This window comes from Kiloniellales bacterium, assembly GCA_030066685.1.
Taxonomy (GTDB): domain Bacteria; phylum Pseudomonadota; class Alphaproteobacteria; order Kiloniellales; family JAKSBE01; genus JAKSBE01.
This window is the reverse complement of record JASJBF010000004.1, coordinates 62,340-85,593: the sequence shown is the minus strand read 5'-3', so window position 1 is coordinate 85,593 and position 23,254 is coordinate 62,340. Positions and strand designations below refer to the sequence as shown.

The window sequence follows — 23,254 nt, the reverse complement described above, 5'->3', positions numbered from 1 at the left end:
CAGGTCGCTCTTGTAGGGCAGGCGCACGACCGCCGTGCCGCGGCCGATGTCGTCGACCGTGATGCCCAAGGTCTTGGCGAAAGGCAGCTCCCGCTCGCAGAGCGCCTCGATCTCGTCCTTGGTGATCCTGGGCATGCCGTCCCGGTCCTCCTCTCTCTGCCCGACCTCGCCGACTCTCTTTGCCCGGAAAGCGCCACCGAGGCAACGGCCTGCGATTCCCCCGCGCCGGTTTCGGCGCTATGCTGGGGCCTCGAGGCGACAGCGGAGAGATCGAGGCGGATCATGGCGATGGAGACGGCGGCCGACACCCTGGACCGGGAGGCTCTGGTCCTGCGCAGCGACGCCGAGGGCGTGGCGACCCTGACCCTGAACCGGCCCAAGGCCTACAACGCCCTCTCGCTGGAGATGATGCGCAGCCTGCGCGCGGTGCTGGAGGCGATCGCCTGCGAGCCCGAAGTCCGGGCCGTGGTGCTGCAGGGCGCCGGCAAGGGCTTCTGCGCCGGGCACGACCTGAAGGAGCTGCGGGCCAACCCCGGGCGGCCCTTCTACGAGGAGACCTTCGCGGAGTGCAGCCGCCTGATGCTGGCCATCGTGCGCCTGCCGATTCCGGTGATCGCCAAGGTGCACGGCATCGCAACCGCGGCCGGCTGCCAGCTGGTCGCGACCTGCGACCTGGCGGTGGCGGCGGAGACCGCCCGCTTCGCCACGCCTGGGGTCAACATCGGCCTCTTCTGCTCGACCCCCATGGTCGCCCTGTCGCGCAACGTGCCGCGCAAGCAGGCCATGGAGATGCTGCTGCTGGGCGAGATGCAGCCGGCGCGCCGCGGCCTTGAGATCGGCCTGATCAACAGGGCCGTGCCCGAGGCCGAGCTCGACGCCGCGGTCGAAGAAATGGCGCGGACCCTCCTCTCCAAGTCGCCCTTGATCCTCAAGATCGGCAAGGAGGCCTTCTACCGCCAGGCCGAGATGGACCTGGAGGCCGCCTACGCCTACACCGCCGAGGTCATGACCGAGAACATGCTGACCCGCGACGCCGGCGAGGGCATCGACGCCTTCATCGAGAAGCGCCATCCGAGCTGGACCGGCGCGTGAACGGCGACGGGATGACCGACCACGAGGCCTACAGCGACGACCTGCTCCGCGGCATCCTGCGGGATGTCCGGACCATCGCCATGGTCGGCGCCAGCCCCAAATGGGTGCGGCCCAGCTACTTCGCCATGAAGTACCTGCAGGAGAAGGGCTACCGGGTGATCCCGGTGAACCCGGCCGCCGCCGGCCAGAAGATCCTGGGCGAGACCTGCTACGCCAGCCTGGCCGAGGTGCCGGGGCCCATCGACCTGGTCGACATCTTCCGCAACAGCGAGGCCGCCGGGCCGATCACCGAGGAGGCCGTCGCGCTGGCCGGAGAGAAGCAGATCAAGGTGATCTGGATGCAGCTCGGCGTGCGCAACGACGCGGCCGCGGCAAAGGCCGAGGCGGCGGGCCTCACCGTGATCATGAACCGCTGCCCCAAGATCGAGTGGGGCCGCCTCCACGGCGAGCTTTCCTGGGGCGGCATCAACTCCCGGATCATCTCGGCAAAGCGGCGCCGGCTACGGGTGGCGTGAGGGCGTAGGCGCTTTCAGATGTCAGGGATCGATGCGCCTACCCTTCGACAGGCTCAGGGTGAGGAAGCATCAGGGGCCTAGAGCACGATGATATGAGGTTGAAGCAGCCTCATATCTGAATCGTGCTCTAAATTGTTGAAGTAGAAAGGGATTCAGACATGAAGCCGGATTGGCTTAATGTCATCCCGCTCTAGGGGCTCGCCCTCACACTGAGCCTGTCGAAGTGCGAGGGTGAGCTTGGGCTGGCTGTTTCAGCCGGCCGAAGAGGAACACGGAATGAGCAAAGACGGCGACGACTTCGGCTTCGAGACCCGGGCGATCCACGCCGGGAGCCAGCCGGACCCAGTGACCGGCGCGCGCAACGTGCCGATTTACCAGACGACCTCCTACGTCTTCCACGACGTCGACCACGCGGCCTCGCTCTTCAACCTGCAGACCTTTGGCTATCTCTACACCCGGGTCGGCAACCCGACCGTCGCCGCGCTGGAGGAGCGGGTCGCGAGCCTGGAGAACGGCCGCGGCGCGGTGGCCTGCGCCTCGGGCCACGCGGCCCAGCTGCTGGCCTTCTTCACCCTGCTGGAGGCCGGCGACCGCTTCGTCGCCTCGCCCTTCCTCTACGGCGGCTCGGTGACCCAGTTCACGCATACCTTCAAGAAGTTCGGCTGGCACTGCGACTTCGTCGATCCGCGCGACCTGGCGGCGGTCGAGGCCGCTGTCGGGCCGCAGACCAAGGCGATCTTCGTCGAGAGCCTGTCCAACCCCGGCGGCGTGGTTGCCGACCTCGAGGGCCTGTCCGAGATCGCCCGCCGCGCCGGCATCCCGCTGATCGTCGACAACACCATGGCCTCGCCCTACCTCTGCCAGCCCTTCGACTGGGGCGCCGACATCGTCATCCACTCCCTGACCAAGTTCCTCTCGGGCCACGGCACCTCGATGGGCGGCGTCGTGGTGGAATCGGGCCGCTTCGACTGGGGCCAGAATGACAAGTTCCCCTCCCTCACCCAGCCGGACCCGGCCTATCACGGCCTGACCTTCTACGAGACCTTCGGCGACTTCGGCTTCTCCATGAAGGCGCGCGCGGTGGCCCTGCGCGACCTAGGCCCAGCGCTGTCGCCGACCAACGCCTTTATGATCCTGACCGGGATCGAGACCCTGCCGCTGAGGATGGAGCGCCACGTAACCAATGCCCGGGCCGTGGCCGAATTCCTTGAGGGCCATCCGGCGGTCGCTTGGGTTTCCCACGCCGGCCTGGAGTCCAGCCCCGAGCACGCTCGGGCCAGCAAATACCTGCCCAAGGGCGTGGGCCCGGTCTTCACCTTCGGGGTTGTGGGCGGCTACGCGGTTGGCACCCGCCTGGTCGAGAGCTGCGAACTGATGAGCCATCTCGCCAACGTCGGCGATACCCGATCCTTGATTATCCACCCGGCGTCGACCACCCACCGCCAGCTCACCGAGGAGCAGCAGGTCGCCTCCGGCGCCGGCCCCGAGGTGATCCGCATCTCGATCGGCCTGGAGACGGTCGACGACATCATCGCCGACCTTGACCAGGCCCTGGCCCGCGCCACGGCCAAGGCCCGGGCGGCGGAGTAGCCAGCGCGCCGCGATATCGGGGACGGCCAAGCTACAACAGCGCCGGAGAACCGCGCCGCCGCTGCGGTCTCCCCTCGGTCAGCTCCCCTCACCCAGCTTCGGCTAAGGCTCGGCCTTTAGCCTCACCAAGCCTCCACATCCCTCTCCCGAGGGAGAGGGAGGGGCCCGGCGCGATAGCGACGGGAGGGTGAGGGCCTTCATCTGAACGACACGCTACGTATCTCGCCTTAGAATCGCGACAACGACACACCCAAACGCGGTCAGGTTTCTGCCTCCTGCAAGGCCAGATCGAGCAGCCGCCGAAGCTCGGCGGCGGTGTCGCGGCCAAGGCCGCGGCGGAAGTCGCGCTCGGCGGCCTGCCACAGCGGGAAGGCCGCTTCGAAGACCTTGCGGCCGGACGCCGTGATCCGCACTGCGCGACGGCGCCGATCCGGACCGGGGCCGATCTCGATCCAGCCGGCGCGCTCCATGGGGCGCAGGTTGCGGGTCAGGGTCGTGCGGTCCATGGCCAGGCGCTCGGCCAGCTCGGTGATCGACAGGCCGCCGTCGCGCAGGACGTTGGCCAGGACCGAATACTGGGTCAGCTTGATCCCTGCCGGGCGCAGCGCCCGGTCGTAGGCCTGGGTGACCCGCCGTGCGGTCCGCCGCAGGACCGCGCAGGTGCAGTGCGCATCCGGCGGCCGGACGTCCGGCGGGACCCTCCCCTGCTTTGCACGCATGGCGATCGCAATTGACTCCCGAAGCCGCTTAGTCGAGTGTAGCTACACGAGTTTACGACGCGCGGGGAGGCCATGTCCATCGTCAGCGAAGCCTTGCAGGACCGGGAGTTCGGGGTCGCGTCGCTCGAGACCTTGAAGGCGATGAGCGGCCTGGAGTTCCTTCAGGCCCTGCTGGAGCGGCGCCTGCCGGCCCCGCCGATCACCCGGACCCTGGGCTTCGTCCTGACCGAAGTCTCGGAAGGCCACGCGCTGTTCCGAGGCGAGCCAAGCTTCGATCACTACAATCCGATCGGCTCGGTGCACGGCGGCTGGGCGGCGACCCTGCTCGATTCCTGCATGGGTTGCGCGGTCCAATCGACCCTGCCCCGGGGCAGCGGCTACACGACAGTAGAGTTCAAGATCAACCTGCTGCGCGGCATGACCGACAAGACCGGACTGGTCGAGGCCGAGGGCACGATCGTGCAGTCCGGGCGCCGGGTCGGTGTCGCCGAAGGCCGCCTGACCGACGGCGAGGGCCGCTTGCTCGCCTTCGGCACCACCACCTGCCTGATCTTTCCGCTGTGAGCCTTGATGCTTGATCCGAGCATGAGAGAAGGAAGAAACCAGTGACCACCCAGGCCTCCTTGTCCGCCGCGTCGAGCTGGCGCACGCCGCTGCTGGTCATCCTCGCCGGCTGCCTGATCGCCATGATCGGCTTCGGCGTGCGCTCGGTCTTCGGGCTCTTCCTGGAGCCCATGACGGTGGCCAAGGGCTGGGACCGCGAGACCTTCGCGCTCGCCATGGCGATCCAGAACCTGCTCTGGGGCATCGGCGTGCCGGTCGCGGGCGCCATCGCCGACCGCTATGGCCCGGCCCGGGTCATGACCCTGGGCGCCCTGGTCTACGGCGCCGGGGTCTGGGGCATGGCCGAGGCCGACAGCGGCCTGATGCTGCACGTCTTCGGCGGGGTGCTGACCGGCGTGGGGGTGGCCTTCACCGCCTTCTCCCTAGCCCTGGCCTCGATGGCCCGGGTGGTCGGGCCCGAACGGCGCTCCCTGGCGCTGGGCCTCGGCACCGCGGCCGGATCCTTCGGCCAGGTCGTCTTCTCGCCGCTCGGCCAGGCGATGATCGCCCAGTTCGGCTGGCAGCCGGCGCTGCTGATCCTGGCCGCCTCGGCCCTGGTCATCATCCCCCTCGCCTTCGTCCTGCCCGGCGACCCCGGGGTCAAGGGCGAGGCGGTGAGCGAGCAGAGCATCGGCCAGGCGCTGCGCGAAGCCGGCGGGCACAGCGGCTACGTGCTCCTGACCCTCGGCTTCTTCGTCTGCGGCTTCCACGTCGCCTTCATCACGGTGCACTTCCCGGCCTATGCCAAGGACCTGGGTCTGGGCGCGGAGGTCGGCGCCTATTCCATCGCCATCGTCGGCCTGTTCAACATCATCGGCTCCTTCCTCTCGGGCGCCGCCGGCCAGCGCTGGAGCAAGAAGTACGGGCTCTCGGCCATCTACTTCGCCCGCGCGGTCGCCATCACCGGCCTGCTGCTGGCCCCCAAGACCGAGCTCACGCTCTACCTCTTCGCGGCGGTGATGGGGATCCTCTGGCTGTCGACCGTGCCCCTGACCACGGGGATCGTGGCCCAGGTCTTCGGGGTCCGCTACATGGCGACGCTCTTCGGGATCGTCTTCCTCAGCCACCAGGTCGGCAGCTTCCTCGGGGTCTGGCTCGGCGGCCGGCTCTACGACACGACCGGCTCCTACGATTCCATGTGGTGGGCCGGTGTCGCGCTCGGATTGCTGGCCGCGGCGGTGCACCTGCCGATCAACGAGAAGCCGCTGGCCCGCCTCTCCGCCCGGGCCTCGACCTGAAGGCTCTTGCCGGATCCAGGCGACCAGCTTCCGCGGCCGGGGGCGTCGGACTCCGCAAATAGGTCTTGAGTAATATGAGATTAACCTAAAATGCGTACTAATCCTCTCGTCCCGATCGCCGCCATCCGGGGGGCGGCGGCAGCCTGGCGAGAGCGACGATGGAATTTAGCAAAACCGCCCAAGAACGCCTGGCCTTCGCCGGCCTCTCTCCGGAAGTTCGCGGCCTGCTGCCAGAGCTTTTCGAGGTCCTGGAACCAGAGTTCCCCGGGATCCTGAACCGCTTCTACGACTATCTCGGCCGCTGGCCGGCCCTGGCGCCCCTGCTCTGCGGGGACGGCAAGATCGAGGCCCTGAAGCGGGCGCAGAGCGCGCATTGGCGGCTGATGTTCTCCGGCCGTTTCGATGCCGAGTACTTCGAGCGGGCCACCGCCATCGGCCGCGCGCACCAGCGCATCGGCCTGGCGCCGAACTGGTACATCGGCGGCTACACCTTCCTGCTGACCCGGATGCTGACCGTCCTCACGGCCAAGTACCGCCGAGCGCCCGAGAAGCTAGACCGGGCGGTGGACGCGGTCACCCGGACCATCCTTTTCGACATGGAGCTCGCCACCTCGGTCTACATCGCCTCGGGCCAGGAACTGCTTCAGCAGGAGCTCCGACGCCTGGCCGACAACCTGGAAGCCGAGGTCGACGGCGTGGTCGAAAAGGTCGCCCGCCAGACCAAGGAGGTCGAAAGCTTCGCCGGCGAGATGCACGCCGCCGCGGAACGGACCGGCATGAGCGCCTCGACCGTGGCCTCGGCCTCGGAGGAGGCCTCGACCAGCGTCGAGACCGTGGCCGCCGCCACCGAGGAGTTCCAGGTCTCGGTCCAGGAGATCGGACGCCAGACCGCCCAGTCCAAGGACGTTACCCGGCAGGCGGTGACCGAGGCGAACAGTGCCAGTCAGGTTATCGGCGAACTCGACACCAGCGCCCAGGAGATCGGCGACATCATCAAGGTGATCTCGGACATCGCGGCGCAGACCAACCTGCTGGCGCTCAACGCGACCATCGAGGCGGCGCGCGCCGGCGAAGCCGGCAAAGGCTTTGCGGTCGTCGCCAACGAGGTCAAGAGCCTGGCCAACGAGACCGCCAAGGCGACCGACGAGATCTCCCAGCAGGTCGCCAAGATCCAGGAGGCGACGGGCGGCGCGGTCGACACCATCCGGCGGGTGAGCGAGGTCATCGCCCGGCTGGACGAGGTCTCGGCGGCGATCGACACGGCGGCCGATCAGCAGAAGCAGGCCGCGCTGGAGATCAGCGGCAGCATCCAGGAGGCGGCCTCGGGCAACCGTGAGGTCGCCAAGACCATCCAGACCGTGGCGGCGGAATCCCAGGACGTCGCACAGCTTTCCGGCTCGGTCCGCGAGAGCGCGGCCGGGGCCAGCTCCGAGGTCAAGCTGCTGGTCGAAAGCATCGGCTCGATCCTGGCCGAGCTGCGCAGCGACCGGCGCTTCGGCGCCCGGGACAAGGCCCGGCCCGACGCCTCCGCGGCCTGAGGTCGCTCGCCCGTCTACTCCGCGTCCCGCCTGAGGAAATCCTGCAGCAGCTTGCCGCGCTCGGGGCGGAAGGCCTCGGCCAGGACCTCGAGCGCGTCGATGCGGTCGAGTCGGAAACAGCGGAAGTCCTGGCGCAGCTCGCACCAGGACACCAGCAGCCAGACCGGGCCGTAGAAGGCCAGAGCCAGGGGCCGGACACTGCGGCTGGTCCGCCGCTCCTCCCGGTCCCGGTAGTCGAAGGCCAGCTTGCGCCGGTCGCGGATCGCCCGGCGCAGCGTACGGGGGTCGACCGACAGGGGCTCGGCGTAGTGCGCCGCGGGCGCCAGCAGCGCGGTCTGCGCCATGTGGGCGCGCAGCTCCTCCGGCACCACCGCCTCGACCTTGGCGATGACGTTGGCGGCCGAGTCCGCCATCTCCGGATCGGTCCAGGACTCCACGATCCGGGCGCCGAGCACCAGGGCCTCGAGCTCGCGCTCGTTGAACATCAGGGGCGGCAAGTCGTAGCCGTTGCGCAGCACGTAGCCGACCCCGGCCTCGCCCTCGATCGGCACCCCGGAGCCGACGAGGTCGCGGATGTCGCGATAGACCGTCCGCTCCGAGATCTCGAGCTTCTCGGCCAGATCCCGGGCCCGCACCAGCTTGTTGCGGCGCAGAATCTGGATGATCTGAAACAGGCGGTCGGCCCGCCGCATCGCGCTTCCCCTCGTGTCCACGGTCGGCTTTGCTTCCTGACACCCTACTGTCAGGAAGCAGCAGGCTAGCAGAGTCTCACTGACAGCATGTTGTCAGGAGGCTTTGCCTAGCATGGGAGCTGGTTTTCAGGAAGCGACGAGGAGAAGGAACATGCCCGGCCGCCATGTCTATTTCACCAATCCAGCCTGTCCCGCCTTTATCGCCGAGGACCTGGATCATCGTTTCAACGCTATCGGCGGCGCGCAACGGCACGCCGTGGCCGGGCGGGTCCGGAGGTCGCAAAGTCTGGCCGCCAGCCGCGCGCTGCGGGGCCTCAGCCGTCACCTGCTGCGCGACATCGGCATCGACCTCGGCGCCGCATGACCCGCACCGATGAAATGGGGAGACGTGAGATGGGACCCTACTACGATGCGATTTCACTGATGATCTGGCGGCTGCCCGAACCCCGACAGACGCCGTGGGCCGCGTATCGCGGTGCTGCCCCCGAAGGCCGACCGCGGCGGCGTCTGTTGCAAATCGGAGGCCCGATCCTGCGCCGTCCTCTGCGCCGCCTCGCGCACGATCGGGTCACAGCGCAACGCTGCGGCGCGTGACCTCTGACACGGCCCCGCCGGGGCCGCCCCGGAACCTTCGGTCCGCCGGTACCGGGGCGGCCGAGGTCAGTCGAGGATCAGGGCGAGCAGGGCGAGGCCGCCGAGGAGGAACGCCCAGCCGGGCAGCCTGATCGTGACGTCCTTGGTCAGCCACTGCTTGGCCGCGGTCATGTCGAGCTTCTTGGCGTCGCTGTGCACGTCTTCCTCCTTCGCTTCAGGGAACGGCGCCTCCCCGCTGTCGCGTGAGGCCCGGGCCGGCTGAGCCTTGAAATACTCGGCCAACTCTCATTGCGATGTGTTGCCGGGACCGCCGAATTCAAGCAGGGGGCCAGCGAATGAGCGGTCCGATCGAACTTTCCGAAGACTCCTTCGGGCTTTCGCGATCAGGCACGGCGGCGGCGGATCGGCCGCCTGTCAGGCTCGGTGGTAGCTGGCAATCTCGATCAGGTTGTTGTCCGGATCGCGGCAGTAGACCGAGGCGATATGGCCTTCGGCGCCGGTCCGCTGGCCCGGGCCCCATTCGATCGGCACGCCGCAGGCCGCGAGGTGCGCGATCACCGCCTCGATCGCCTGTTCCGTGACGAAGCAAAGGTCCGCGCTGCCCGGTAGGGGCCGCTCGGCGACCAGGTCGATCGGCGTCGGATGGGGGTGCAGGTTGATTTTCTGCCGGCCGTAGTGGAGCGCCACCCGGCCCTCGCCGAAGCCGCGCCGCTCCATGCCCAGCACCTCCTGATAGAAGGCGCAGGTCGCCTCGATGTCCCGCACGGTCAGGACCAGGTGGTCGAGGCGATCGATGGTGATCCCGGTCATCGCCGGCACGCCCTACTCGGCCGGCACCGCGAGCGGCCGGCGCTGCTCGCCCGGCAGCAGGGCGGCTGCTAGGAACCCGAGGCCCGAGAAGGCCGCCAGCACGAAGAACAGCAGGGTGAACTCGCCGGTCGCGCCCTTGGTCCAGGAAACGAACCAGATCGCCAGCGGCGCGACCCCGAAGGCGAGCACGAACTTGATGCCGAAGGCCAGGTTGCGGTGCCGCTGCGGCGTGAAGCGCGCCAGCAGCATGTTCTCCGCGGGTAGCACGGCGGTGCTCATCATGACCGAAAGCACCGCGGCAAGGATCAGCGGCAGCCCGAAGGCGCTGGCGACCGCCGCCAGCATGATCACCTGGAACAGCAGGCCGGCCAGGTAGATCGGCTTCAAGGGATAGCGGTCCGCCAGGTGCCCGCCGATGATCTGCATCCCGGCGGCCAGGAAATAGACGATCGTCACCACCATGCCGACGCCCAGGGTGCCCTCGCCGAGCATGTCGGCGAGCCGAAGGTCGAAGACCTTGGGAAAGGCGGTCTGGGTCGCGTGGAAGATGAAGCCGACGCAGAACATCGTGACCAGGAGAATCAGGAAGGCGCGCAGCATGTCGGCGCGGCTGTGCGTCGGCTCGGGCGCGCGGTCCTCCTTGAGGTCGGAGACCCAGCCACGCGCCAGGCAGACGACCAGCGCAAGCCCGGTCAGGACCGAGATCGTGCCCGGAACGAAGAAGGCGGCCCGCCAGCCGAAGCCGTCGATCAGGCCGCCGGTGATCATGCCGGCCGCGCCGATTCCGATCCCGCCGAAGATGCCGTTGATGCCGAGCGCCTTGCCCCGCGCCTCGGCGCAACGGACCACCCAGGCGATGCCGACCGGATGATAGATGGCGGCGAAGACGCCGAGGGCGGCCAAGCCCAGCAGCATCGTGTCCGGCGACGGCGCGAAGGCGCAGAGCCAGCAGGCCGCGCCCATGCCCAGGAACATGACCGCCATCATGCCCGGCGCGCTCCAACGGTCCGCCAGCCAGCCGGCCGGCAGGGCGCAGAGCCCGACCAGCAGGGACCCCAGCGTCCAGAGCTCGATCAACTCATGGAACGGCTGATCCCACTCGGCTTCTAGGGCGAGCACGATGACGAAGAAGAAGGCCGTCAGCATGTGCATGTAGGCATGGCCGAGGCAGGAAAACCCCAGGGAGAGTCTGGCCTGCCAGACGGACATCGTGGCTCGCTCCTTACGGTGGGACAGTCCTCGGTACACGCACCGCGCTAGGTGGACAAGCAGGGAAAGCGCAGAGCAGTCATGCGCTGTGACAGTTTTGTGCCGAAAGCGACACAAGTTGTGACAACGATAGGTCGAGAATGGTCTTCATATTGACGCCCCAATTGGGCCCTTTACTAGCCGCAATGCCTTGGAATGCTTAGGGCGTCGGGAGAGGGAAAAGTGGCAGTAGCAGGACGAGGATACAATGCAGACCGCCGACGCACTGTTGAACAGCCAAGCGCCCGCCCCGTCTCAAATGGGGCATGACGGTTCGCCCGATGACATCGACATCGACCGGATCGTCTGGGATCTGGAATATCGCGAAGAAGTCCGCCGCCGCCTCAGCCACTCGGGCTGACCGCATCGCCCCGACTTCGCCCGCCCTTGGTCGCCGAGCGCAACTCGCTCGGCCGAATCGATCCCGCTTGAACGGCGACCGGCGATTCTGGATCCCGCGCCTCGACCCGCCCGGTCCTTCGGGTTCATGGCGCCCCCGCACCATCACGTAAAGGCTCAGTATGTTTTCACGGCGACCGACGGCCGGATGCCGGCCGACGTTTCGGCGCTGCGCCGCGTTCTGCACGGCCGGTGCGCTCTGCCTGCTTGCTGCGCTGGCCCTGCCGTCCAACGGCCGGGCCGATGACCCCCTGCGCGCGGACGCGATGGTCCTCTTCATCTCTTTCTGGAACACCACCGCGTTTCTGATGGCCTGCCCCAGCTACGTCGGCGAGAACCCGCCCTACCTGGCGGCGGCGGAGGCCTGGAAGAAACGCCACGACCCGATCCTCGAGCGCATGGCCATCGTGATCGAGCGCAGCGGCGGCCTGCCCGTGGAGGACAAGCAGCGCATCGCGGACGCCGCCCTGCAGGAGGCAAAGACCTGGCTGGCCGCGCGCGGCGACTCCGGCCTTTACTGCTTCGGCCTCGATGACGAACTGGACAACGGCACCTTCGACTTCGAGAACCAGCAGGAGGTCGCGCCGGCTCTGCGACGGCTGATGAAGGCCGACCTCGGCTGACGGCCCCTGCCGCCCCTCACCCTTCGCGCGGGTTCAGTCCTCACCGCGGGTCTCGGCGCCGATCCAGGCCAGGAAGTCCGGATTGCCGGCTTCGATCGGCAGAGCCACGACGCAGGGGCAATCATAGCCGTGCCGCGCCTTGACCGAGGCGGTCAGGCGCTCGACCAGATCGCGGCGGGTCTTGGCGATCAGCACCGCCTCGCTGCCCTCCTGCACCTCGCCGTCCCACCAGAAGATCGGAACCATGCCCGGGATCACGTTGGCGCAGGCGGCCAGGCGCGCCTCCACCAGGGCGCGGCCCAGAGCCCGCGCCTCCTCCGGCGTCTCCGCCGTCATATAGACCAGACAATAGGTCATGCCGCCCTCCGCTCCGCCCCGAACTCTGGCCCGAACTCTAGCCCGGTCAGCGGTGATTCGCTTCGCGGCGCAGTCTAGTCTAGGATAATCTCGACGTCACCGAAGTCACTCGACGGGGGGCCCCTTGACGGGGGGAGGAGAAGTGATGGAGGCCAAGGTGATTCCGCTTCGCCGCAGCTGGCGGCGCAGCGGCGGACGACGGGTCGCGTCGCGGCCTTCGCCGGCCCAGCAGGCCTGGCTGCTGCGCGGGCTCGATCAGCCGGGCGGCAAGCTGCCGCTTTTCGATCGCGACGGGCAGCCGATCAGCCCCAGGACGATCAAGAGCTGCATTGCGCGCGGCTGGGCCGAGCCCTGGTTCGCCAACCCGATCAAGCCGGACTGGCTGGTCTGCAAGTTGACCGCCGCCGGGCGGGACGCGGTGGCCGGCGAGACACCGTCGTCCTGACCGACGGCTGTCGTCGGCCGGACGGCCAGCGGGACGCGCCTTGGGTTCCGGCACGCTTTTCGTGCGCTTCCGCGATTGATTGCTATCAATGCGGTGCTGGACCCGAACCCCATACCTAAATATGTAGAACGGCCAAAAAGTCGGATTGAGGCGCAAGGCCAGATCGGCGCTACGTCTGAATCCGGCGTCGGAACACTGAGCGCGGGCGGGTTCGCTCGGACGGACGAAACCAGGCTCGGTCTCGTCTAACCAAGATCCGCTCTCGCGAAACGGGACAGTTGCCATGATAGCGATCGCTGCGGCCCTTTCGCCCGCATCCTCGGCAGCCCTGCCAAGAACGCCGGCCCGCGCCCTGTCGGGCGGCATCCTGGCGCTCCTCCTCTTGGCTCTTGCCTCGCCGGCCGCGGCGGACAGCAAGCGGATCGGCCCGAAGCGTTTCGAGGCCGAGACGCTGCACCTGGTCGACGTGATCGGCAGTATCGAGGTGGCAATCGGCAGGGAGCCCAAGGTCGAGGTCCTGATAGAGGGCGAAGCGCGCCTGTTGGACGACATCTCCCTGCGCAAGGACGGCAAGGCCCTGATCATCCGGCGCAAGAAAGACTGGCTCGATTTCCCGGAACGGCAGCTCTATCCCTGGCGCGATATCTATCCGAACATCACCCTTCGCGTCCCGGCGGGGACGGCGGTGGTGCTCGAGCGTGTCATCGGCGAGGCCAGGATCGGCGACATCGCCGCCCCGCTAAAGCTGGACGTCAGCCTGCTGGACGCCGAGGTCGGCAACGTCAGCGAAGCGGACCTGAAGCTTCACGGCCGCGGCAACATCAACTTGGGCAAGGTCTCCGGCCGGCTTTCCGTCCTTGCGAGCGGCAGCAGCGACCTCACCGTCGGCGATGTCGGCGAGGCCGAGATCGACAAGTCGGGAAGCGGCGACATCTCCCTGGGCGCGGTCGCCGGCGGGCTGCGCCACGACACTGCCGGCAGCGGCGATACCAGGGCTGCTGCGGTGAACGGCCCGGTCGAGGTGCTGATCAACGGCAGCGGAGGCCTGCAGATCGGCGCCGGCGAGGCGAACCCGCTGCGGTTGCGCCTCAACGGCTCCGGCGACTTCAGCTTCGACGGCACGGCGTGGAATCCGGACGTCACCGTCAACGGCTCGGGCTCGGCAAAGATCCGGGCCCATCGAGGCACTCTGCGCCTGCGCTCCTTTTCCGGCGCGATCACCTACGACGAGGGCGGCGGACTTTCGATCGGGCAATAGGGCGGATCAGCCGGATCCGAAGACCCGCTTCAGAAGCTCCGTGCTGCGCGCCGCGGGGTTCTTGCGGATCGCCGCCTCCTCCTTGGCGACGTAGAAGAAGATGCCGTCCAGCGCTTTGCCGACCACGTAGCTGCGCAGGTCCGCCTTGACGTCGGGCACGAAGGGGATGGCCCGATAGCTCTGCATCATCCGATCGACGGACGCGAGGGCTCCGACATCGGCCAGGCTGCGGTCGACGACCGGCGCCATCTTGCGCGCCAACGGCGCCGACATCCTGCCTTTGAAGTATTGGGTCGCCGCGTCGTCCGGACCATCGAAGATCGCCTTGGCGTCGTCCAAGGACATCTCGCGGATCGCCTGGACGAAGAGATCCCGGGCTTCGGGTGCCGCCGCCTCGGCCGCCCGGTTGAGCTTCAGTTCAACGTCGTCGGCCAGATCAGAGAGGCCGACGGTCTTCAGGGCCGACTGGACCTGCCGGAAGGTGCCGGGCAAGGGAATGTGGATCTCGGGATCCAGGTTGAAGCCGTCGGCCGCCCCGACCTTTGCGACCACGCGCTCCGAGCCGACGCGCAGGGCCTCGCGCAAGCCGGCGGCCATGTCCTCAGTGCTGAGGACCCCATCGCCCGAATCGCTCCCCATCAGCGTGTCGAGGCCCTTCTTCAGGAAGTCGCTCTGGGCCAGAGCCACGCCGGGTGGCAGGGTGTTGACGGCGAGCGTCAGAGCCGCCGCCAGGACGATCCTGCGTATCACCTCGCGACCGTCGCAGGCCGTGGAGATCGCCTCAACAGTCTTCGTCTTCGACATGCCCGCTCTCCTCTCACCTCTGCGCCGAGCCGCGTCCGAACTTAGGAACCACCACACTAGCCTGATCGTCGTATAACGGGCGCTGCAGGATAATGCCTGGAGAGCCAAGGGAATGTCCGAAGACGAGACCGTTGGCCTTTGGAACCGCAAGGCCGAAGAGTGGCACCGGCAGGTTGGTCATGACGGCGACGACAACCGTCGGGTCAACTCGGATCCCGTTCTCTGGCGCTTTCTCGGAGAGGTGGCGGGCCTCAACGTCCTCGACGCGGGTTGCGGCACCGGCTATTTGAGCCGCCAGCTGGCCACGCGCGGGGCGCGCGTGCTCGGGGTCGACGCGGCCGCCCGCATGATCGCGGTGGCGCGCCGGGAGAGCGATCCGGCGCTGAAGATCGACTTCCGCGTCGAGTCTTGTGCCGAGCTGCCCAGCATCGCCGACGCCTGCCTCGATCGCATCGTGTCGAACTACGTGCTGATGGATCTGCCCGAGCTCGATGCGGCGCTGCGGGCCTTTCACCGGGTGCTCCGGCCCGGTGGGGCTGCGGTCCTTGTCTTCAGCCATCCCTGCTTCCCGCTTCCCGACGCGACCGCACAGGGCCTCGCGCCGCAGGCCACCTTCGTCTGGCGCGACTCCTACTTCGAAGAGCGCAGAGTGACGGAGCCGCCCTGGAACCACTTCAGCAGCGAATTCGTCTGGTTCCACCGACCGCTGAGCCGTTACTGGCAGGCCTTCCGAAAGGCGGGGTTCCGAATCGAGGACTTCGATGAACCGGCCCCGGCCGACGACGCGACGGCCGACCTGAGCCCGGAGCGCCTGGCGCAGCTTCGACTGCACCCCTTCTCCGTCGCCTTCCATCTCGTCAAATGAGCGGGGCGCTTACGCGAGGCAATCCCGGTGCCGCGCCGCGCTTTGGGCGCGGTGTCAGCCGCTGCTGGGCACCTGGCAGTCCGAGCCGCGGAACCAAGCCTTCTTGACCACCCCGTAGCCGTCGATGGTGAAGCGGGTCGTGCAAAGGGTCTTTCCTGACTTGACCCGGACGTACTCGATGACCCGGCCACCGGTCTCCATGCTGTGGGTCTTCTGGGGAATCCCCCAGGCATTGATAAGGCTGGCCTCGGTTTCCTCCATCCACCCGGAAACCGCCCGATCGTAGGAATCGATTTCCTTGGGCGGCGGCGCGCTCGCCGTGCAGGAGGCCAGGCCCAAGAGGACGGCCGACAAGCAGGCGGCCGGCCGCGGCCGACCCCCGAATGTTCCGATCATTGCTCCCCCCAAGAGAATGACACTCGCCGGGCAATGCTATCACCAGGCGGCGAAAGGGGTCCACCTCGGCGCCGCACCGCCGGCCGCCCCGGAGATCCGCCGGTCTCAGTCGAAGACCTGCCGCGCGACCTGGTGCTTCTCGATGAAATCCCAGTCGTAGCCAACTCCGAGGCCCGGTCCCTGCGGCACCGGCAGGGTGCCGTCGGCCGCCAGGGCCTCGGCCTGATCGGCATAGCCGCAGGCGTAGACCGGCGGCACGCAGTTCGCCATCCCGGGGCCGATCAAGGCGAGCTCGTAATAGTGGGTGTTGCGCAGCGCCGCCGACACCGCCCGGTGCGCCGGCCCGCAGGCGTGGATCTGGACGTCCAGGCCCAGGGCCTCGCAGAGATGCGCGACCTTGAGCGCCCCGGTGATGCCGAGGTCGTACTCCGGGTCGGCGTGGATCATGTCGCAGCCGCCGGCCAGCAGAAAGCCGGCCTTGGCCTCCAGGCCGCGGACGTGCTCGCTGACCAGGATCGGGGTCTTGAGCTTCTCGCGCAGGCGCTGCTGGCCGAAGGCCGAGGTGCCGGCGTCACGGTAGGGGTCCTCGTACCAGAAGTAGCCGGCCTCGTCGCAGGCCCGCCCGACGTAGAGCGCGTCCAGGAAGCTGCGCAGCTGGCAGGCCGGGTCGAGCATCAGCCGCATGTCGTCGCCGACCCGCGCGCGCACCGCCAGCAGGTTGGCCGCCTCGCGCTTGGCGTCGCCGTCGTGCCAGCCGTGGATCTTGAAGGCCGCAAAGCCCTGTTCCTTGCAAGCCTCGGCGTAGTCGCAAAAGGCCTCGACGCTGTCCAGCCCGCCCGGCTCGGCCTGGCCGTGGTAGGTGCTGGCGTAGGTCGGCAGACGGTCGCGGAAGGCGCCGATCATCGTCGCAACCGAGATGCCGTAGCGCCGGCCGACCAGGTCCCAAAGGGCGATATCGATCGGGCCGTGGCCCATGTGATCGTAGGCCCGGACCTCGCGCTTCAGGTCGTCCCAGAGGATCTCGCGCTGCTCCGGATCGCGGCCGATGAGGTTGGGCGCCAGCATCTGCATCTGCCCGAAGGTCGAGGGCGTGCCGACCCAGTGGGTGACGTAGGCGCCCTCGGCGCCGTCGTCGCAGAAGATCCGCAGGGCATAGCGGGTGACCTCCAGCTTGCCGCCCTTGCGGTAGATCATGTTGCCCACGCCGGCCGCCCCCTGGCTGCCCAGCGCCAGATCGGGGACCTGAAAGCCGAAGGCGGTGAGCTCCACCCGATCGATCCTGCTCATCCCGAAGCGCCTCCTCGGACCTTGCCGTCGGCAAGCATGAAAGAGACCGCGGCGAATCGCCAGCCCCATCGGCCCCCGAGGCGGCTTTCGTTGTCGGGTTTTGGAGTCTAGGCTCTGCCGGATAAGACTTGGCGCAGCCTTGCAAGGGATGAGGAGCCGAATTCATGGACTTGAGAGCCAGAGCTCAACACGCGGTCGAACAGGCCTGCGACGCGCTTTCGGCCGAACTCTCCGAGGCCGACATGCAGCAGGTCACCTCGATCATCGAGGCGGCGATGCGCGACGCGGTCGAGGCGGCATCCGCGGAGAGCCGAAAGGTGGTGTCGGCCTGCTGCGACGCCGATCAGGACATGGCGCACAAGATCTCTGCCGAGATCAAGCGCGCCAACACGGCCCTGGTGGCCAATCTCCAGGGCCTGCGTTGACGCCCGGACGGGAAAGAGCGAAGGACGTGGTATGACCAAAGTTATGGACATCGCTGGCCTACCCGGATACCAAGTCGCCATGGACACCCCCCGCGGACCCAGACCCCGACGCCTGGGCGCGTTGTTTGCTGCCTTGGCCTTGAGCGCCCTTGCCGGGCCAAGCTGGGCTCAGTTCGCGCAGGACCCCGATTACGACCTCTGGGCGGAGGATCCGCCGGCCAAGGTCTGGAATCAGGAGATCCTGACGCCGATGCACAACCAAAGGACGGAGCGGCACAAGACCTTTATCCAGAGGGGCGTGCCGGTCGAGTACCTGAACCAGGCCAGCCCCTACCCCAAGGCCGGCGGCGTGATCAAGGAAGGGAGCAAGGTCTACGCCAAGCACTGCGTCGCCTGCCACGGCCCGCGTGGCATGGGCGACGGCAACGCCGGCAAGGACCTGGCTCCTTCGCCGGCCCTGCTGGCCTATCTGGAGAAAGAACCCCAGACCGCCGACAGCTATCTGCTCTGGACCATCACCGAAGGCGGCAAGGCCTTCGGCAGCGAGATGCCGGCATTCAAGGACCTGCTCTCCGAGCGGGAGATCTGGCAGGTGGTGATCTATATGCGGGCCGGCTTCCCGGAGAGTCGCTAGGGCGGAATGATCTGAAGCCGATTGGGCTTCGGATCTGAATTCCGGGCTACTTCAACAGTTGAGAGCACGATGCTAAGAGGTCGGTTCGACCTCATAGCATCGTGCTCCAGGCGCCTGCATCGCGGCGGCACGGTGCGGCCGAAGCCTGGGCCGTGCGCCCTTGCCGCCCTGGATCTCTTCAACTATCGTCGCCTCGGATTTCACTGACACAACTCCGGCAATGGAAGTTCTGCGCTCATTCTGGGCCGAGGTCGTCCGCGTCTGGAACACCGGGGTCTTCGGTGCCGACCTCGGCGAGGTCTTTCTCGGCCTCCTGATCCTGACCGCCTTCGTCTTCGGCCGCGGCGCCTTCACGCGGCTGATCGTCGGCTCGCTGAAGCGGCTGACCGCCCGGACCAGCACCGACGTCGACGACATGTTCCTGGCCGCCATCGAGAAGCCGCTGCGCTTCGTCTTCGTCGTGGTCGGCCTGAGCGTCGCGGTCCATGTCGCCGGAATCGACGGTCGCGAGCAGGTCTGGGTCGGGATGGCGCTGCGCTCCCTGATCGCCTTCACGATCTTCTGGGCGGTCTACAACATCGTTGGGCCGCTGTCCTTCCTGATCAACCGCCTGCTGATCCGCATCCAGGCGACCGCCACGGCGCGCGAGGCGCTGCGCTCCTTCTTCTTGCGCTTGCTCAGGATCGTGATCATCGCCCTGGGTATTGCCGCCGTGCTCCAGGAATGGGGCTTCAACGTCGCCGCGGTTCTGGGCGGGCTCGGCCTTGTCGGCATGGCGGTCGCCTTGGCGGCCAAGGACATCGTCTCCAACCTCTTCTCCGGGATGATGATCTTCCTGAACCGGATCTTCGAGACCGGCAACTGGATCAAGACCCCCAGTGTCGAGGGCGTGGTCGAGCACGTCGGCCTGATGACGACGCAGGTCCGCCAGTTCGACAAGGCGCTGGTCACGGTCTCGAACAGCCAGCTGACGGGCGAGCCGATCACCAACTACGCGCGCATGACCAACCGCCGGATCTACTGGAAGATCGGCCTGGAGTACCGCACCACCCAGGACCAGCTGCGTCGGGTGGTGGCCGGCATCCGCGACTACATCCAGAGCAACGAGGCCTTCGAGACCGATCCGAAGAAGGTCTCGACCTTCGTCGTCGTCGACGCCTTCGCCGGCTCCAGCATCGACATCATGCTCTACTGCTTCACCAAGACGACCAACTGGGGCGAATGGCTGGCGATCAAGGAGGCCCTCGCGCTCGAGATCAAGGCGATCGTCGAGGGCAATGGCGCGGGCTTCGCCTTCCCATCGACCTCGCTCTACGTCGAGCAATTGCCGCTTGGCGAGGCCGAGGCTTTCCCGGCCGCCGCGGCGGGGCTTTCCGCAGCGGCCGAGCAGCAGGCCGCGGGCGACTGATCGAGGCGCCAGCAGCCTGCGGCAGGCACGAGGGCGCCTCGGGCAGCGGCAGGCTTACTCGCAGTTGATGACCTGGACGCCGGGACTGGCATCGCAGGAATCGAAGAACGCACCGCCGTCCAGCAATGGCGTGCCGTCGAGCGGCCCTTCGACCAGCAGCTTGAGGGAATCCTCGTTGCTGCCGCCCAGCACCCGAGGCGCACCGCTGAGTTCGGCCTTGGCAAGGTAGCTCACGCTGTCGTTGCCGCTGTCGCCGGACAGCACCAGCGCGCCGGCGGCGGCGCCGTCGATCTCGGCGGTGAGGATGTCGTCCAAGACCTCGCCGCTGACCCGGCCGTTGATGACGAACAGGGCCGGACCCTTGGCCACCAGTTCGAAGCTGTCGGCGTTGGTGCCCAGCGTGCCGTCGACGTCCAGTTGCACCGTCCCCGGGACCTGCTGGTCGAGCAGCAGCTTGACCTGATCGGCGTTGGTGTCGGTCCGGAAGCCGATGTCCAAATCGACTTCCGCGGCGCTGGACTCGAGGGCGAACTCGATGCTGTCGGCATTGGTCGAGGTGACGAAGTTGAAGGCGGCGGCGAGCTCTGCCGCGCCCGGCGGGGTGCGCTGCGCGACCTTCACGACATCGGCCCCGGTCGAGGTGTCGATGTCGACCCGGATCGCCGCGACCTCGAGGTCGAGCTCGACGGTATCGTCGCCGTTGAAGGTCGAAACGGCCAAGCGGTCGACGCCCGTGAAGACCGTGCCGTCGGCCACTCCGGGCACGCCGAAGAGCGTGACCTCGCCCGCTGCCGGACCGACCGAAATGGTGATGGAATCGCTGCCCGCGGACCCGAGCACCTCGAGCGTGCCGGCGGTCTGCGCGACCGCGGTGCCGGCCTGCGCCAGCAATACAATCCCGGCGGTCGCGCCAAGGACCCGAGAAAACGAAGACTGCATGGAAGTACCTTTCTCGCTCTGGATTGTGAGTTCGACCCCGGCGGGGCGCGCGCAGCCTTCGCCGGTCCAACGTCGAGATACTAGTGAGCCGCGGATGAGCTTTGCTTGAAGGCGGAATGAAAGGTGATTGACGGGGCCATGAACGGCGGATGAAGGCCGCATTCGGCGACCAAACGCGGCGGCTTCAGGTGTCCTGATCTTCCGCCCAGGCCCAGACGATCGCCGACTGCCCGTAATCCTACCAATTCGGTCCGATTTTTCGCTTTCAGATCCGAGGCGCAGCCCTACATCTTCGGGACGTGCACAACGCTACCACCTGGGAGGATGACGGCGCATGTCGGCCTGGAACATCGTGGAGCAACTGGCGAGCCGAGGGCTCGCCGCCTCGAGCGACGAGCAGCGCGAGATGGAGGCACAGGCCCGGGAGCTGCTCGATGACAACATCGCCCTGCGCGCCCTGGGCCGTGGCGAAACCGCGCCCGACTTCGCACTGCCCAATGCCCAGGGCGAGACAATCAGGCTGTCCGATCTTCTGAAGGACTCGGCGGTGATCCTCGTCTTTTACCGCGGCCATTGGTGCCCACACTGCAGCGCCCAACTCGAGCGGCTGCAAGACCGCCGGCCCGAGATCGAGGCACGCGGCGGTCGCCTCGTCGCGGTCTCGCCCCAGACCCCCGACTACTCGCTCGCCACCGTGGAGCAGTTTGGTCTGGGCTTCCAGGTGCTCAGCGATCCCGGCAACGAGGTCGCCCGCCGCTTCGGCATCGCCTTCCGGGTGCCTGAGATCTTTCGCGTCGCCTACGCCCGCCTCGGCGTCGACCTGCCGAGCGTCAACGGCGACGACAGCTTCGAGCTGCCGGTGCCCGCGACCTACGTGATCGGCCGCGACGGCCGGATCGCCTTCGCCCACGTCGAGGCGGACTACACCCGGCGCGCGGAGCTGTCCGCGATCCTGGGCGGGCTGCAGGACCTGCCGGCCGGGGCCGCGGAGGCCTCGCGATGAGCCGGGAAAGCAACGGTGAGGATGCCGCGCCCGCGGCGCGCGACCCGGTCCCGGTCTGGGCGGCCGGGACCGAGACCCGGCACGCAGAGCTCTACCCGACCCTCAACGATGCCCAGCTCGCGGCGATCGCCGGCTACGGCCGCGAGGAGAGCTTCGAGGACGGCGCTCTGCTCTGGGACGTCGGCGAGCGCGACACGGATTTCTATGTCGTGCTCGATGGCAAGATGGAGATTGTCGCCCGCCGCGCCGGCCGGGAGCAGCTGATCGTGAGCCACGGCCGCGGCCGCTACAGCGGCGAGACCGTGACCCTGTCCGGCCGCGCCGCCCTGGTCGCCGGCCGGGCCAAGGGCCGGCTCAAGGTCCTGGCTCTGACTGCCGAGGCCCTGCGCGACCTGGTTGCCAAGGAGGCCGGGCTCGGGGAGGTCATCGTCCAGAGCTTCATCCTGCGCCGCATGCGCATGATCGCCGAGCGCTTCAGCTCGGTGATCGTGGTCGGCTCTCGCTTCTCCAGGGACACCCAGCGCATCCGCCGCTTCCTGACCCGAAACGGCATGCCCCACGAGTTCGTTGACCTGGAGACCAGCGAGGACGTTGCCGACTTCCTCGGCCGCTTCGAGATCTCGGCCGACGAGACGCCGATCGTCATCGCCGAGGGCCATCAGCTGAAGAACCCCGGCGAGGCCGAGCTCGCCGAGAGCCTCGGCTTCGCCCAGGCGCTTGACGCCTGCGCCCAGTACGACACCGCGGTGATCGGCGCCGGCCCGGCGGGCCTGGCGGCGGCGGTCTACGCCGCCTCCGAGGGCCTCGATGTCGTGGTTCTGGAGCGCGAGGCACCGGGCGGCCAGGCCGGCACCAGCTCCAAGATCGAGAACTACCTCGGCTTCCCGACCGGCATCTCGGGCCAGGCCCTGGCCGGCCGCGCCTTCATGCAGGCCCAGAAGTTCGGCGCCGAGGTCGTGGTGCCCAGCCAGGTCGCCAGCCTCGCGCCCGGCGCGCCGCTGCACGAGATCGCGCTGGCCGACGGCCGCCGGATCCGCAGCCGCAGCGTGGTCATCGCCTCCGGCGCGGTCTACCGCAAGCCGCCGATCGAGAGCCTGGAGCGCTTCGTCGGCAGCGGCGTCTACTACGGCGCCGGCTACGTCGAGGCGCAGCTCTGCAAGGACCAGGAGGTGGCCATCGTCGGCGGCGGCAACTCGGCCGGCCAGGCGGCGGTCTTCCTCTCGGACCACGCCCGCAAGGTCCGCATCCTGGTCCGCGGACCGGGGCTGGCGGCCTCGATGTCGCGCTACCTGATCCGGCGCATCGAGACCACCGGCAACATCGAGCTGATGACCCACACCGAGATCGTCGATGCCGAGGGCAGGGCCGGGAGTGACGGCGAGGATCGCCTGGCCGCCGTGGTCCTGAAGGACAACCGCAGCGGCGAAACCCGGCGCCTCGACCTCGGCCACGTCTTCATCTTCATCGGCGCCGCGCCCAGCACCGACTTCGTCGCCGAGGGCCTGGTGCTGGACGACAAAGGCTTCGTGAAGACCGGAATCGACCTGACGCCGGAGGAGCTGCGGGGCTGCGGCTGGCCGCTGAACCGGCAGCCCTTCCTGCTGGAAGCCTCGATCCCCGGGGTCTTCGCCACCGGCGACGTCCGCGCCGGCTCGATCAAGCGGGTCGCCTCGGCGGTCGGCGAGGGCTCGGTGGCGGTGCAGTTCATCCACCGGGTGCTGGCTGAGTAGCCGCCCCTCACCCTCCCAGCGCTTCGCGCCGAGCCCTAGCCG

28 protein-coding genes are annotated in these 23,254 nt (G+C 68.1%); 18 read left to right on the top strand and 10 right to left on the bottom strand.

Annotation, left to right across the window (positions count from 1 at the left end):
- Positions 1-288 precede the first annotated feature (288 nt).
- The 3 genes from QNJ30_05565 (at position 289) to QNJ30_05555 (ending at position 3,197) form a co-directional block, all read left to right on the top strand.
- Positions 289-1,092 carry an enoyl-CoA hydratase gene (locus QNJ30_05565; protein MDJ0942907.1) on the top strand — a complete coding sequence of 268 codons (804 nt, stop codon included), beginning with the start codon at positions 289-291 and terminating at the stop codon, positions 1,090-1,092.
- A gap of 11 nt (positions 1,093-1,103) precedes the next feature.
- Positions 1,104-1,607, top strand: a complete 504-nt coding sequence (locus tag QNJ30_05560) for a CoA-binding protein (protein MDJ0942906.1) — start codon at positions 1,104-1,106, stop codon at positions 1,605-1,607.
- A gap of 276 nt (positions 1,608-1,883) precedes the next feature.
- Positions 1,884-3,197, top strand: coding sequence for an O-acetylhomoserine aminocarboxypropyltransferase (locus QNJ30_05555; protein ID MDJ0942905.1), 1,314 nt, complete (start codon positions 1,884-1,886; stop codon positions 3,195-3,197).
- A gap of 260 nt (positions 3,198-3,457) precedes the next feature.
- Here the strand turns inward: QNJ30_05555 and QNJ30_05550 are convergent, their stop codons facing one another.
- Positions 3,458-3,916 (bottom strand): MarR family winged helix-turn-helix transcriptional regulator, encoded by a 459-nt coding sequence (locus tag QNJ30_05550; protein ID MDJ0942904.1) that lies wholly within the window; start codon positions 3,914-3,916, stop codon positions 3,458-3,460.
- A gap of 72 nt (positions 3,917-3,988) precedes the next feature.
- Between QNJ30_05550 and QNJ30_05545 the strand changes: the two genes are divergently transcribed.
- From QNJ30_05545 to QNJ30_05535, 3 genes are all read left to right on the top strand, one after another.
- A complete protein-coding gene (locus tag QNJ30_05545; protein MDJ0942903.1) occupies positions 3,989-4,480 on the top strand; it encodes a PaaI family thioesterase in 492 nt (163 codons plus the stop codon).
- A gap of 41 nt (positions 4,481-4,521) precedes the next feature.
- The gene (locus QNJ30_05540; protein MDJ0942902.1) at positions 4,522-5,757 is read left to right on the top strand and encodes an MFS transporter; all 1,236 of its coding nucleotides are present in this window, start codon (positions 4,522-4,524) and stop codon (positions 5,755-5,757) included.
- Between the two features lie 158 nt (positions 5,758-5,915).
- On the top strand, positions 5,916-7,295 hold the full coding sequence (locus QNJ30_05535; GenBank protein ID MDJ0942901.1) for a globin-coupled sensor protein: 1,380 nt from the start codon (positions 5,916-5,918) through the stop codon (positions 7,293-7,295).
- A gap of 14 nt (positions 7,296-7,309) precedes the next feature.
- On the opposite strand, the gene QNJ30_05530 is transcribed toward QNJ30_05535, so the two are convergent.
- A complete protein-coding gene (locus QNJ30_05530; protein ID MDJ0942900.1) occupies positions 7,310-7,987 on the bottom strand; it encodes a YafY family protein in 678 nt (225 codons plus the stop codon).
- Positions 7,988-8,138: 151 nt separating this feature from the next.
- Here QNJ30_05530 and QNJ30_05525 point away from each other — a divergent pair, with 151 nt between their 5' ends.
- Both QNJ30_05525 and QNJ30_05520 read left to right on the top strand, forming a co-directional pair.
- A complete protein-coding gene (locus tag QNJ30_05525; protein ID MDJ0942899.1) occupies positions 8,139-8,351 on the top strand; it encodes a hypothetical protein in 213 nt (70 codons plus the stop codon).
- 29 nt (positions 8,352-8,380) lie between these two features.
- A complete protein-coding gene (locus tag QNJ30_05520; protein MDJ0942898.1) occupies positions 8,381-8,581 on the top strand; it encodes a hypothetical protein in 201 nt (66 codons plus the stop codon).
- Positions 8,582-8,647: 66 nt separating this feature from the next.
- On the opposite strand, the gene QNJ30_05515 is transcribed toward QNJ30_05520, so the two are convergent.
- From QNJ30_05515 to QNJ30_05505, 3 genes are all read right to left on the bottom strand, one after another.
- The gene (locus QNJ30_05515) at positions 8,648-8,779 is read right to left on the bottom strand and encodes a hypothetical protein (GenBank protein MDJ0942897.1); all 132 of its coding nucleotides are present in this window, start codon (positions 8,777-8,779) and stop codon (positions 8,648-8,650) included.
- Between the two features lie 216 nt (positions 8,780-8,995).
- Positions 8,996-9,391, bottom strand: a complete 396-nt coding sequence (locus tag QNJ30_05510; GenBank protein ID MDJ0942896.1) for a VOC family protein — start codon at positions 9,389-9,391, stop codon at positions 8,996-8,998.
- A gap of 12 nt (positions 9,392-9,403) precedes the next feature.
- Positions 9,404-10,600: an MFS transporter gene (locus QNJ30_05505; GenBank protein MDJ0942895.1), complete on the bottom strand. Its 1,197-nt coding sequence runs from the start codon at positions 10,598-10,600 to the stop codon at positions 9,404-9,406.
- A 247-nt stretch (positions 10,601-10,847) separates the two neighbouring features.
- Between QNJ30_05505 and QNJ30_05500 the strand changes: the two genes are divergently transcribed.
- Together QNJ30_05500 and QNJ30_05495 are read left to right on the top strand one after the other, a co-directional pair.
- Positions 10,848-11,000, top strand: coding sequence for a hypothetical protein (locus QNJ30_05500; GenBank protein MDJ0942894.1), 153 nt, complete (start codon positions 10,848-10,850; stop codon positions 10,998-11,000).
- 160 nt (positions 11,001-11,160) lie between these two features.
- Positions 11,161-11,661 (top strand): hypothetical protein, encoded by a 501-nt coding sequence (locus QNJ30_05495; protein MDJ0942893.1) that lies wholly within the window; start codon positions 11,161-11,163, stop codon positions 11,659-11,661.
- Between the two features lie 33 nt (positions 11,662-11,694).
- On the opposite strand, the gene cutA is transcribed toward QNJ30_05495, so the two are convergent.
- On the bottom strand, positions 11,695-12,018 hold the full coding sequence (cutA, locus tag QNJ30_05490; protein MDJ0942892.1) for a divalent-cation tolerance protein CutA: 324 nt from the start codon (positions 12,016-12,018) through the stop codon (positions 11,695-11,697).
- Positions 12,019-12,163: 145 nt separating this feature from the next.
- On the opposite strand from cutA, the gene QNJ30_05485 reads away from it, so the two are divergent.
- Positions 12,164-12,463, top strand: coding sequence for a hypothetical protein (locus tag QNJ30_05485; GenBank protein ID MDJ0942891.1), 300 nt, complete (start codon positions 12,164-12,166; stop codon positions 12,461-12,463).
- A gap of 283 nt (positions 12,464-12,746) precedes the next feature.
- Positions 12,747-13,721, top strand: a complete 975-nt coding sequence (locus QNJ30_05480; GenBank protein MDJ0942890.1) for a DUF2807 domain-containing protein — start codon at positions 12,747-12,749, stop codon at positions 13,719-13,721.
- Between the two features lie 6 nt (positions 13,722-13,727).
- On the opposite strand, the gene QNJ30_05475 is transcribed toward QNJ30_05480, so the two are convergent.
- Positions 13,728-14,525: a DUF4197 domain-containing protein gene (locus QNJ30_05475; protein MDJ0942889.1), complete on the bottom strand. Its 798-nt coding sequence runs from the start codon at positions 14,523-14,525 to the stop codon at positions 13,728-13,730.
- A gap of 112 nt (positions 14,526-14,637) precedes the next feature.
- Here QNJ30_05475 and QNJ30_05470 point away from each other — a divergent pair, with 112 nt between their 5' ends.
- Complete coding sequence (locus QNJ30_05470) at positions 14,638-15,390, top strand: methyltransferase domain-containing protein (protein ID MDJ0942888.1); 753 nt, start codon at positions 14,638-14,640, stop codon at positions 15,388-15,390.
- Positions 15,391-15,444: 54 nt separating this feature from the next.
- Here the strand turns inward: QNJ30_05470 and QNJ30_05465 are convergent, their stop codons facing one another.
- Together QNJ30_05465 and QNJ30_05460 are read right to left on the bottom strand one after the other, a co-directional pair.
- Positions 15,445-15,744 carry a hypothetical protein gene (locus QNJ30_05465; protein MDJ0942887.1) on the bottom strand — a complete coding sequence of 100 codons (300 nt, stop codon included), beginning with the start codon at positions 15,742-15,744 and terminating at the stop codon, positions 15,445-15,447.
- Positions 15,745-15,891: 147 nt separating this feature from the next.
- Positions 15,892-17,073 (bottom strand): enolase C-terminal domain-like protein, encoded by a 1,182-nt coding sequence (locus tag QNJ30_05460; protein MDJ0942886.1) that lies wholly within the window; start codon positions 17,071-17,073, stop codon positions 15,892-15,894.
- 164 nt (positions 17,074-17,237) lie between these two features.
- On the opposite strand from QNJ30_05460, the gene QNJ30_05455 reads away from it, so the two are divergent.
- The 3 genes from QNJ30_05455 to QNJ30_05445 all read left to right on the top strand — a co-directional run bounded on the left by QNJ30_05455 (position 17,238) and on the right by QNJ30_05445 (position 19,540).
- On the top strand, positions 17,238-17,498 hold the full coding sequence (locus QNJ30_05455; protein MDJ0942885.1) for a hypothetical protein: 261 nt from the start codon (positions 17,238-17,240) through the stop codon (positions 17,496-17,498).
- Between the two features lie 79 nt (positions 17,499-17,577).
- Positions 17,578-18,132: a c-type cytochrome gene (locus QNJ30_05450; GenBank protein MDJ0942884.1), complete on the top strand. Its 555-nt coding sequence runs from the start codon at positions 17,578-17,580 to the stop codon at positions 18,130-18,132.
- Positions 18,133-18,352: 220 nt separating this feature from the next.
- On the top strand, positions 18,353-19,540 hold the full coding sequence (locus QNJ30_05445) for a mechanosensitive ion channel family protein (GenBank protein ID MDJ0942883.1): 1,188 nt from the start codon (positions 18,353-18,355) through the stop codon (positions 19,538-19,540).
- Between the two features lie 54 nt (positions 19,541-19,594).
- On the opposite strand, the gene QNJ30_05440 is transcribed toward QNJ30_05445, so the two are convergent.
- Positions 19,595-20,479, bottom strand: coding sequence for a hypothetical protein (locus tag QNJ30_05440; protein MDJ0942882.1), 885 nt, complete (start codon positions 20,477-20,479; stop codon positions 19,595-19,597).
- A 334-nt stretch (positions 20,480-20,813) separates the two neighbouring features.
- Between QNJ30_05440 and QNJ30_05435 the strand changes: the two genes are divergently transcribed.
- Positions 20,814-21,482, top strand: coding sequence for a peroxiredoxin-like family protein (locus QNJ30_05435; protein MDJ0942881.1), 669 nt, complete (start codon positions 20,814-20,816; stop codon positions 21,480-21,482).
- A complete protein-coding gene (locus tag QNJ30_05430) occupies positions 21,479-23,212 on the top strand; it encodes an FAD-dependent oxidoreductase (GenBank protein MDJ0942880.1) in 1,734 nt (577 codons plus the stop codon). Before QNJ30_05435 ends, QNJ30_05430 begins: the two co-directional genes overlap by 4 nt.
- Positions 23,213-23,254: the final 42 nt, after the last annotated feature.

Bases quoted from the DNA above. Each gene is read 5' to 3' on its own strand.
- QNJ30_05565 (MDJ0942907.1), top strand. From the start codon at position 289: ATGGAGACGGCGGCCGACACCCTGGACCGGGAGGCTCTGGTCCTGCGC.
- QNJ30_05560 (MDJ0942906.1), top strand. From the start codon at position 1,104: ATGACCGACCACGAGGCCTACAGCGACGACCTGCTCCGCGGCATCCTG.
- QNJ30_05555 (MDJ0942905.1), top strand. From the start codon at position 1,884: ATGAGCAAAGACGGCGACGACTTCGGCTTCGAGACCCGGGCGATCCAC.
- QNJ30_05550 (MDJ0942904.1), bottom strand. From the start codon at position 3,916: ATGCGTGCAAAGCAGGGGAGGGTCCCGCCGGACGTCCGGCCGCCGGAT.
- QNJ30_05545 (MDJ0942903.1), top strand. From the start codon at position 3,989: ATGTCCATCGTCAGCGAAGCCTTGCAGGACCGGGAGTTCGGGGTCGCG.
- QNJ30_05535 (MDJ0942901.1), top strand. From the start codon at position 5,916: ATGGAATTTAGCAAAACCGCCCAAGAACGCCTGGCCTTCGCCGGCCTC.
- QNJ30_05530 (MDJ0942900.1), bottom strand. From the start codon at position 7,987: ATGCGGCGGGCCGACCGCCTGTTTCAGATCATCCAGATTCTGCGCCGC.
- QNJ30_05525 (MDJ0942899.1), top strand. From the start codon at position 8,139: ATGCCCGGCCGCCATGTCTATTTCACCAATCCAGCCTGTCCCGCCTTT.
- QNJ30_05520 (MDJ0942898.1), top strand. From the start codon at position 8,381: ATGGGACCCTACTACGATGCGATTTCACTGATGATCTGGCGGCTGCCC.
- QNJ30_05510 (MDJ0942896.1), bottom strand. From the start codon at position 9,391: ATGACCGGGATCACCATCGATCGCCTCGACCACCTGGTCCTGACCGTG.
- QNJ30_05505 (MDJ0942895.1), bottom strand. From the start codon at position 10,600: ATGTCCGTCTGGCAGGCCAGACTCTCCCTGGGGTTTTCCTGCCTCGGC.
- QNJ30_05500 (MDJ0942894.1), top strand. From the start codon at position 10,848: ATGCAGACCGCCGACGCACTGTTGAACAGCCAAGCGCCCGCCCCGTCT.
- QNJ30_05495 (MDJ0942893.1), top strand. From the start codon at position 11,161: ATGTTTTCACGGCGACCGACGGCCGGATGCCGGCCGACGTTTCGGCGC.
- cutA (MDJ0942892.1), bottom strand. From the start codon at position 12,018: ATGACCTATTGTCTGGTCTATATGACGGCGGAGACGCCGGAGGAGGCG.
- QNJ30_05485 (MDJ0942891.1), top strand. From the start codon at position 12,164: ATGGAGGCCAAGGTGATTCCGCTTCGCCGCAGCTGGCGGCGCAGCGGC.
- QNJ30_05480 (MDJ0942890.1), top strand. From the start codon at position 12,747: ATGATAGCGATCGCTGCGGCCCTTTCGCCCGCATCCTCGGCAGCCCTG.
- QNJ30_05475 (MDJ0942889.1), bottom strand. From the start codon at position 14,525: ATGTCGAAGACGAAGACTGTTGAGGCGATCTCCACGGCCTGCGACGGT.
- QNJ30_05470 (MDJ0942888.1), top strand. From the start codon at position 14,638: ATGTCCGAAGACGAGACCGTTGGCCTTTGGAACCGCAAGGCCGAAGAG.
- QNJ30_05460 (MDJ0942886.1), bottom strand. From the start codon at position 17,073: ATGAGCAGGATCGATCGGGTGGAGCTCACCGCCTTCGGCTTTCAGGTC.
- QNJ30_05455 (MDJ0942885.1), top strand. From the start codon at position 17,238: ATGGACTTGAGAGCCAGAGCTCAACACGCGGTCGAACAGGCCTGCGAC.
- QNJ30_05450 (MDJ0942884.1), top strand. From the start codon at position 17,578: ATGGACACCCCCCGCGGACCCAGACCCCGACGCCTGGGCGCGTTGTTT.
- QNJ30_05445 (MDJ0942883.1), top strand. From the start codon at position 18,353: ATGGAAGTTCTGCGCTCATTCTGGGCCGAGGTCGTCCGCGTCTGGAAC.
- QNJ30_05440 (MDJ0942882.1), bottom strand. From the start codon at position 20,479: ATGCAGTCTTCGTTTTCTCGGGTCCTTGGCGCGACCGCCGGGATTGTA.
- QNJ30_05435 (MDJ0942881.1), top strand. From the start codon at position 20,814: ATGTCGGCCTGGAACATCGTGGAGCAACTGGCGAGCCGAGGGCTCGCC.
- QNJ30_05430 (MDJ0942880.1), top strand. From the start codon at position 21,479: ATGAGCCGGGAAAGCAACGGTGAGGATGCCGCGCCCGCGGCGCGCGAC.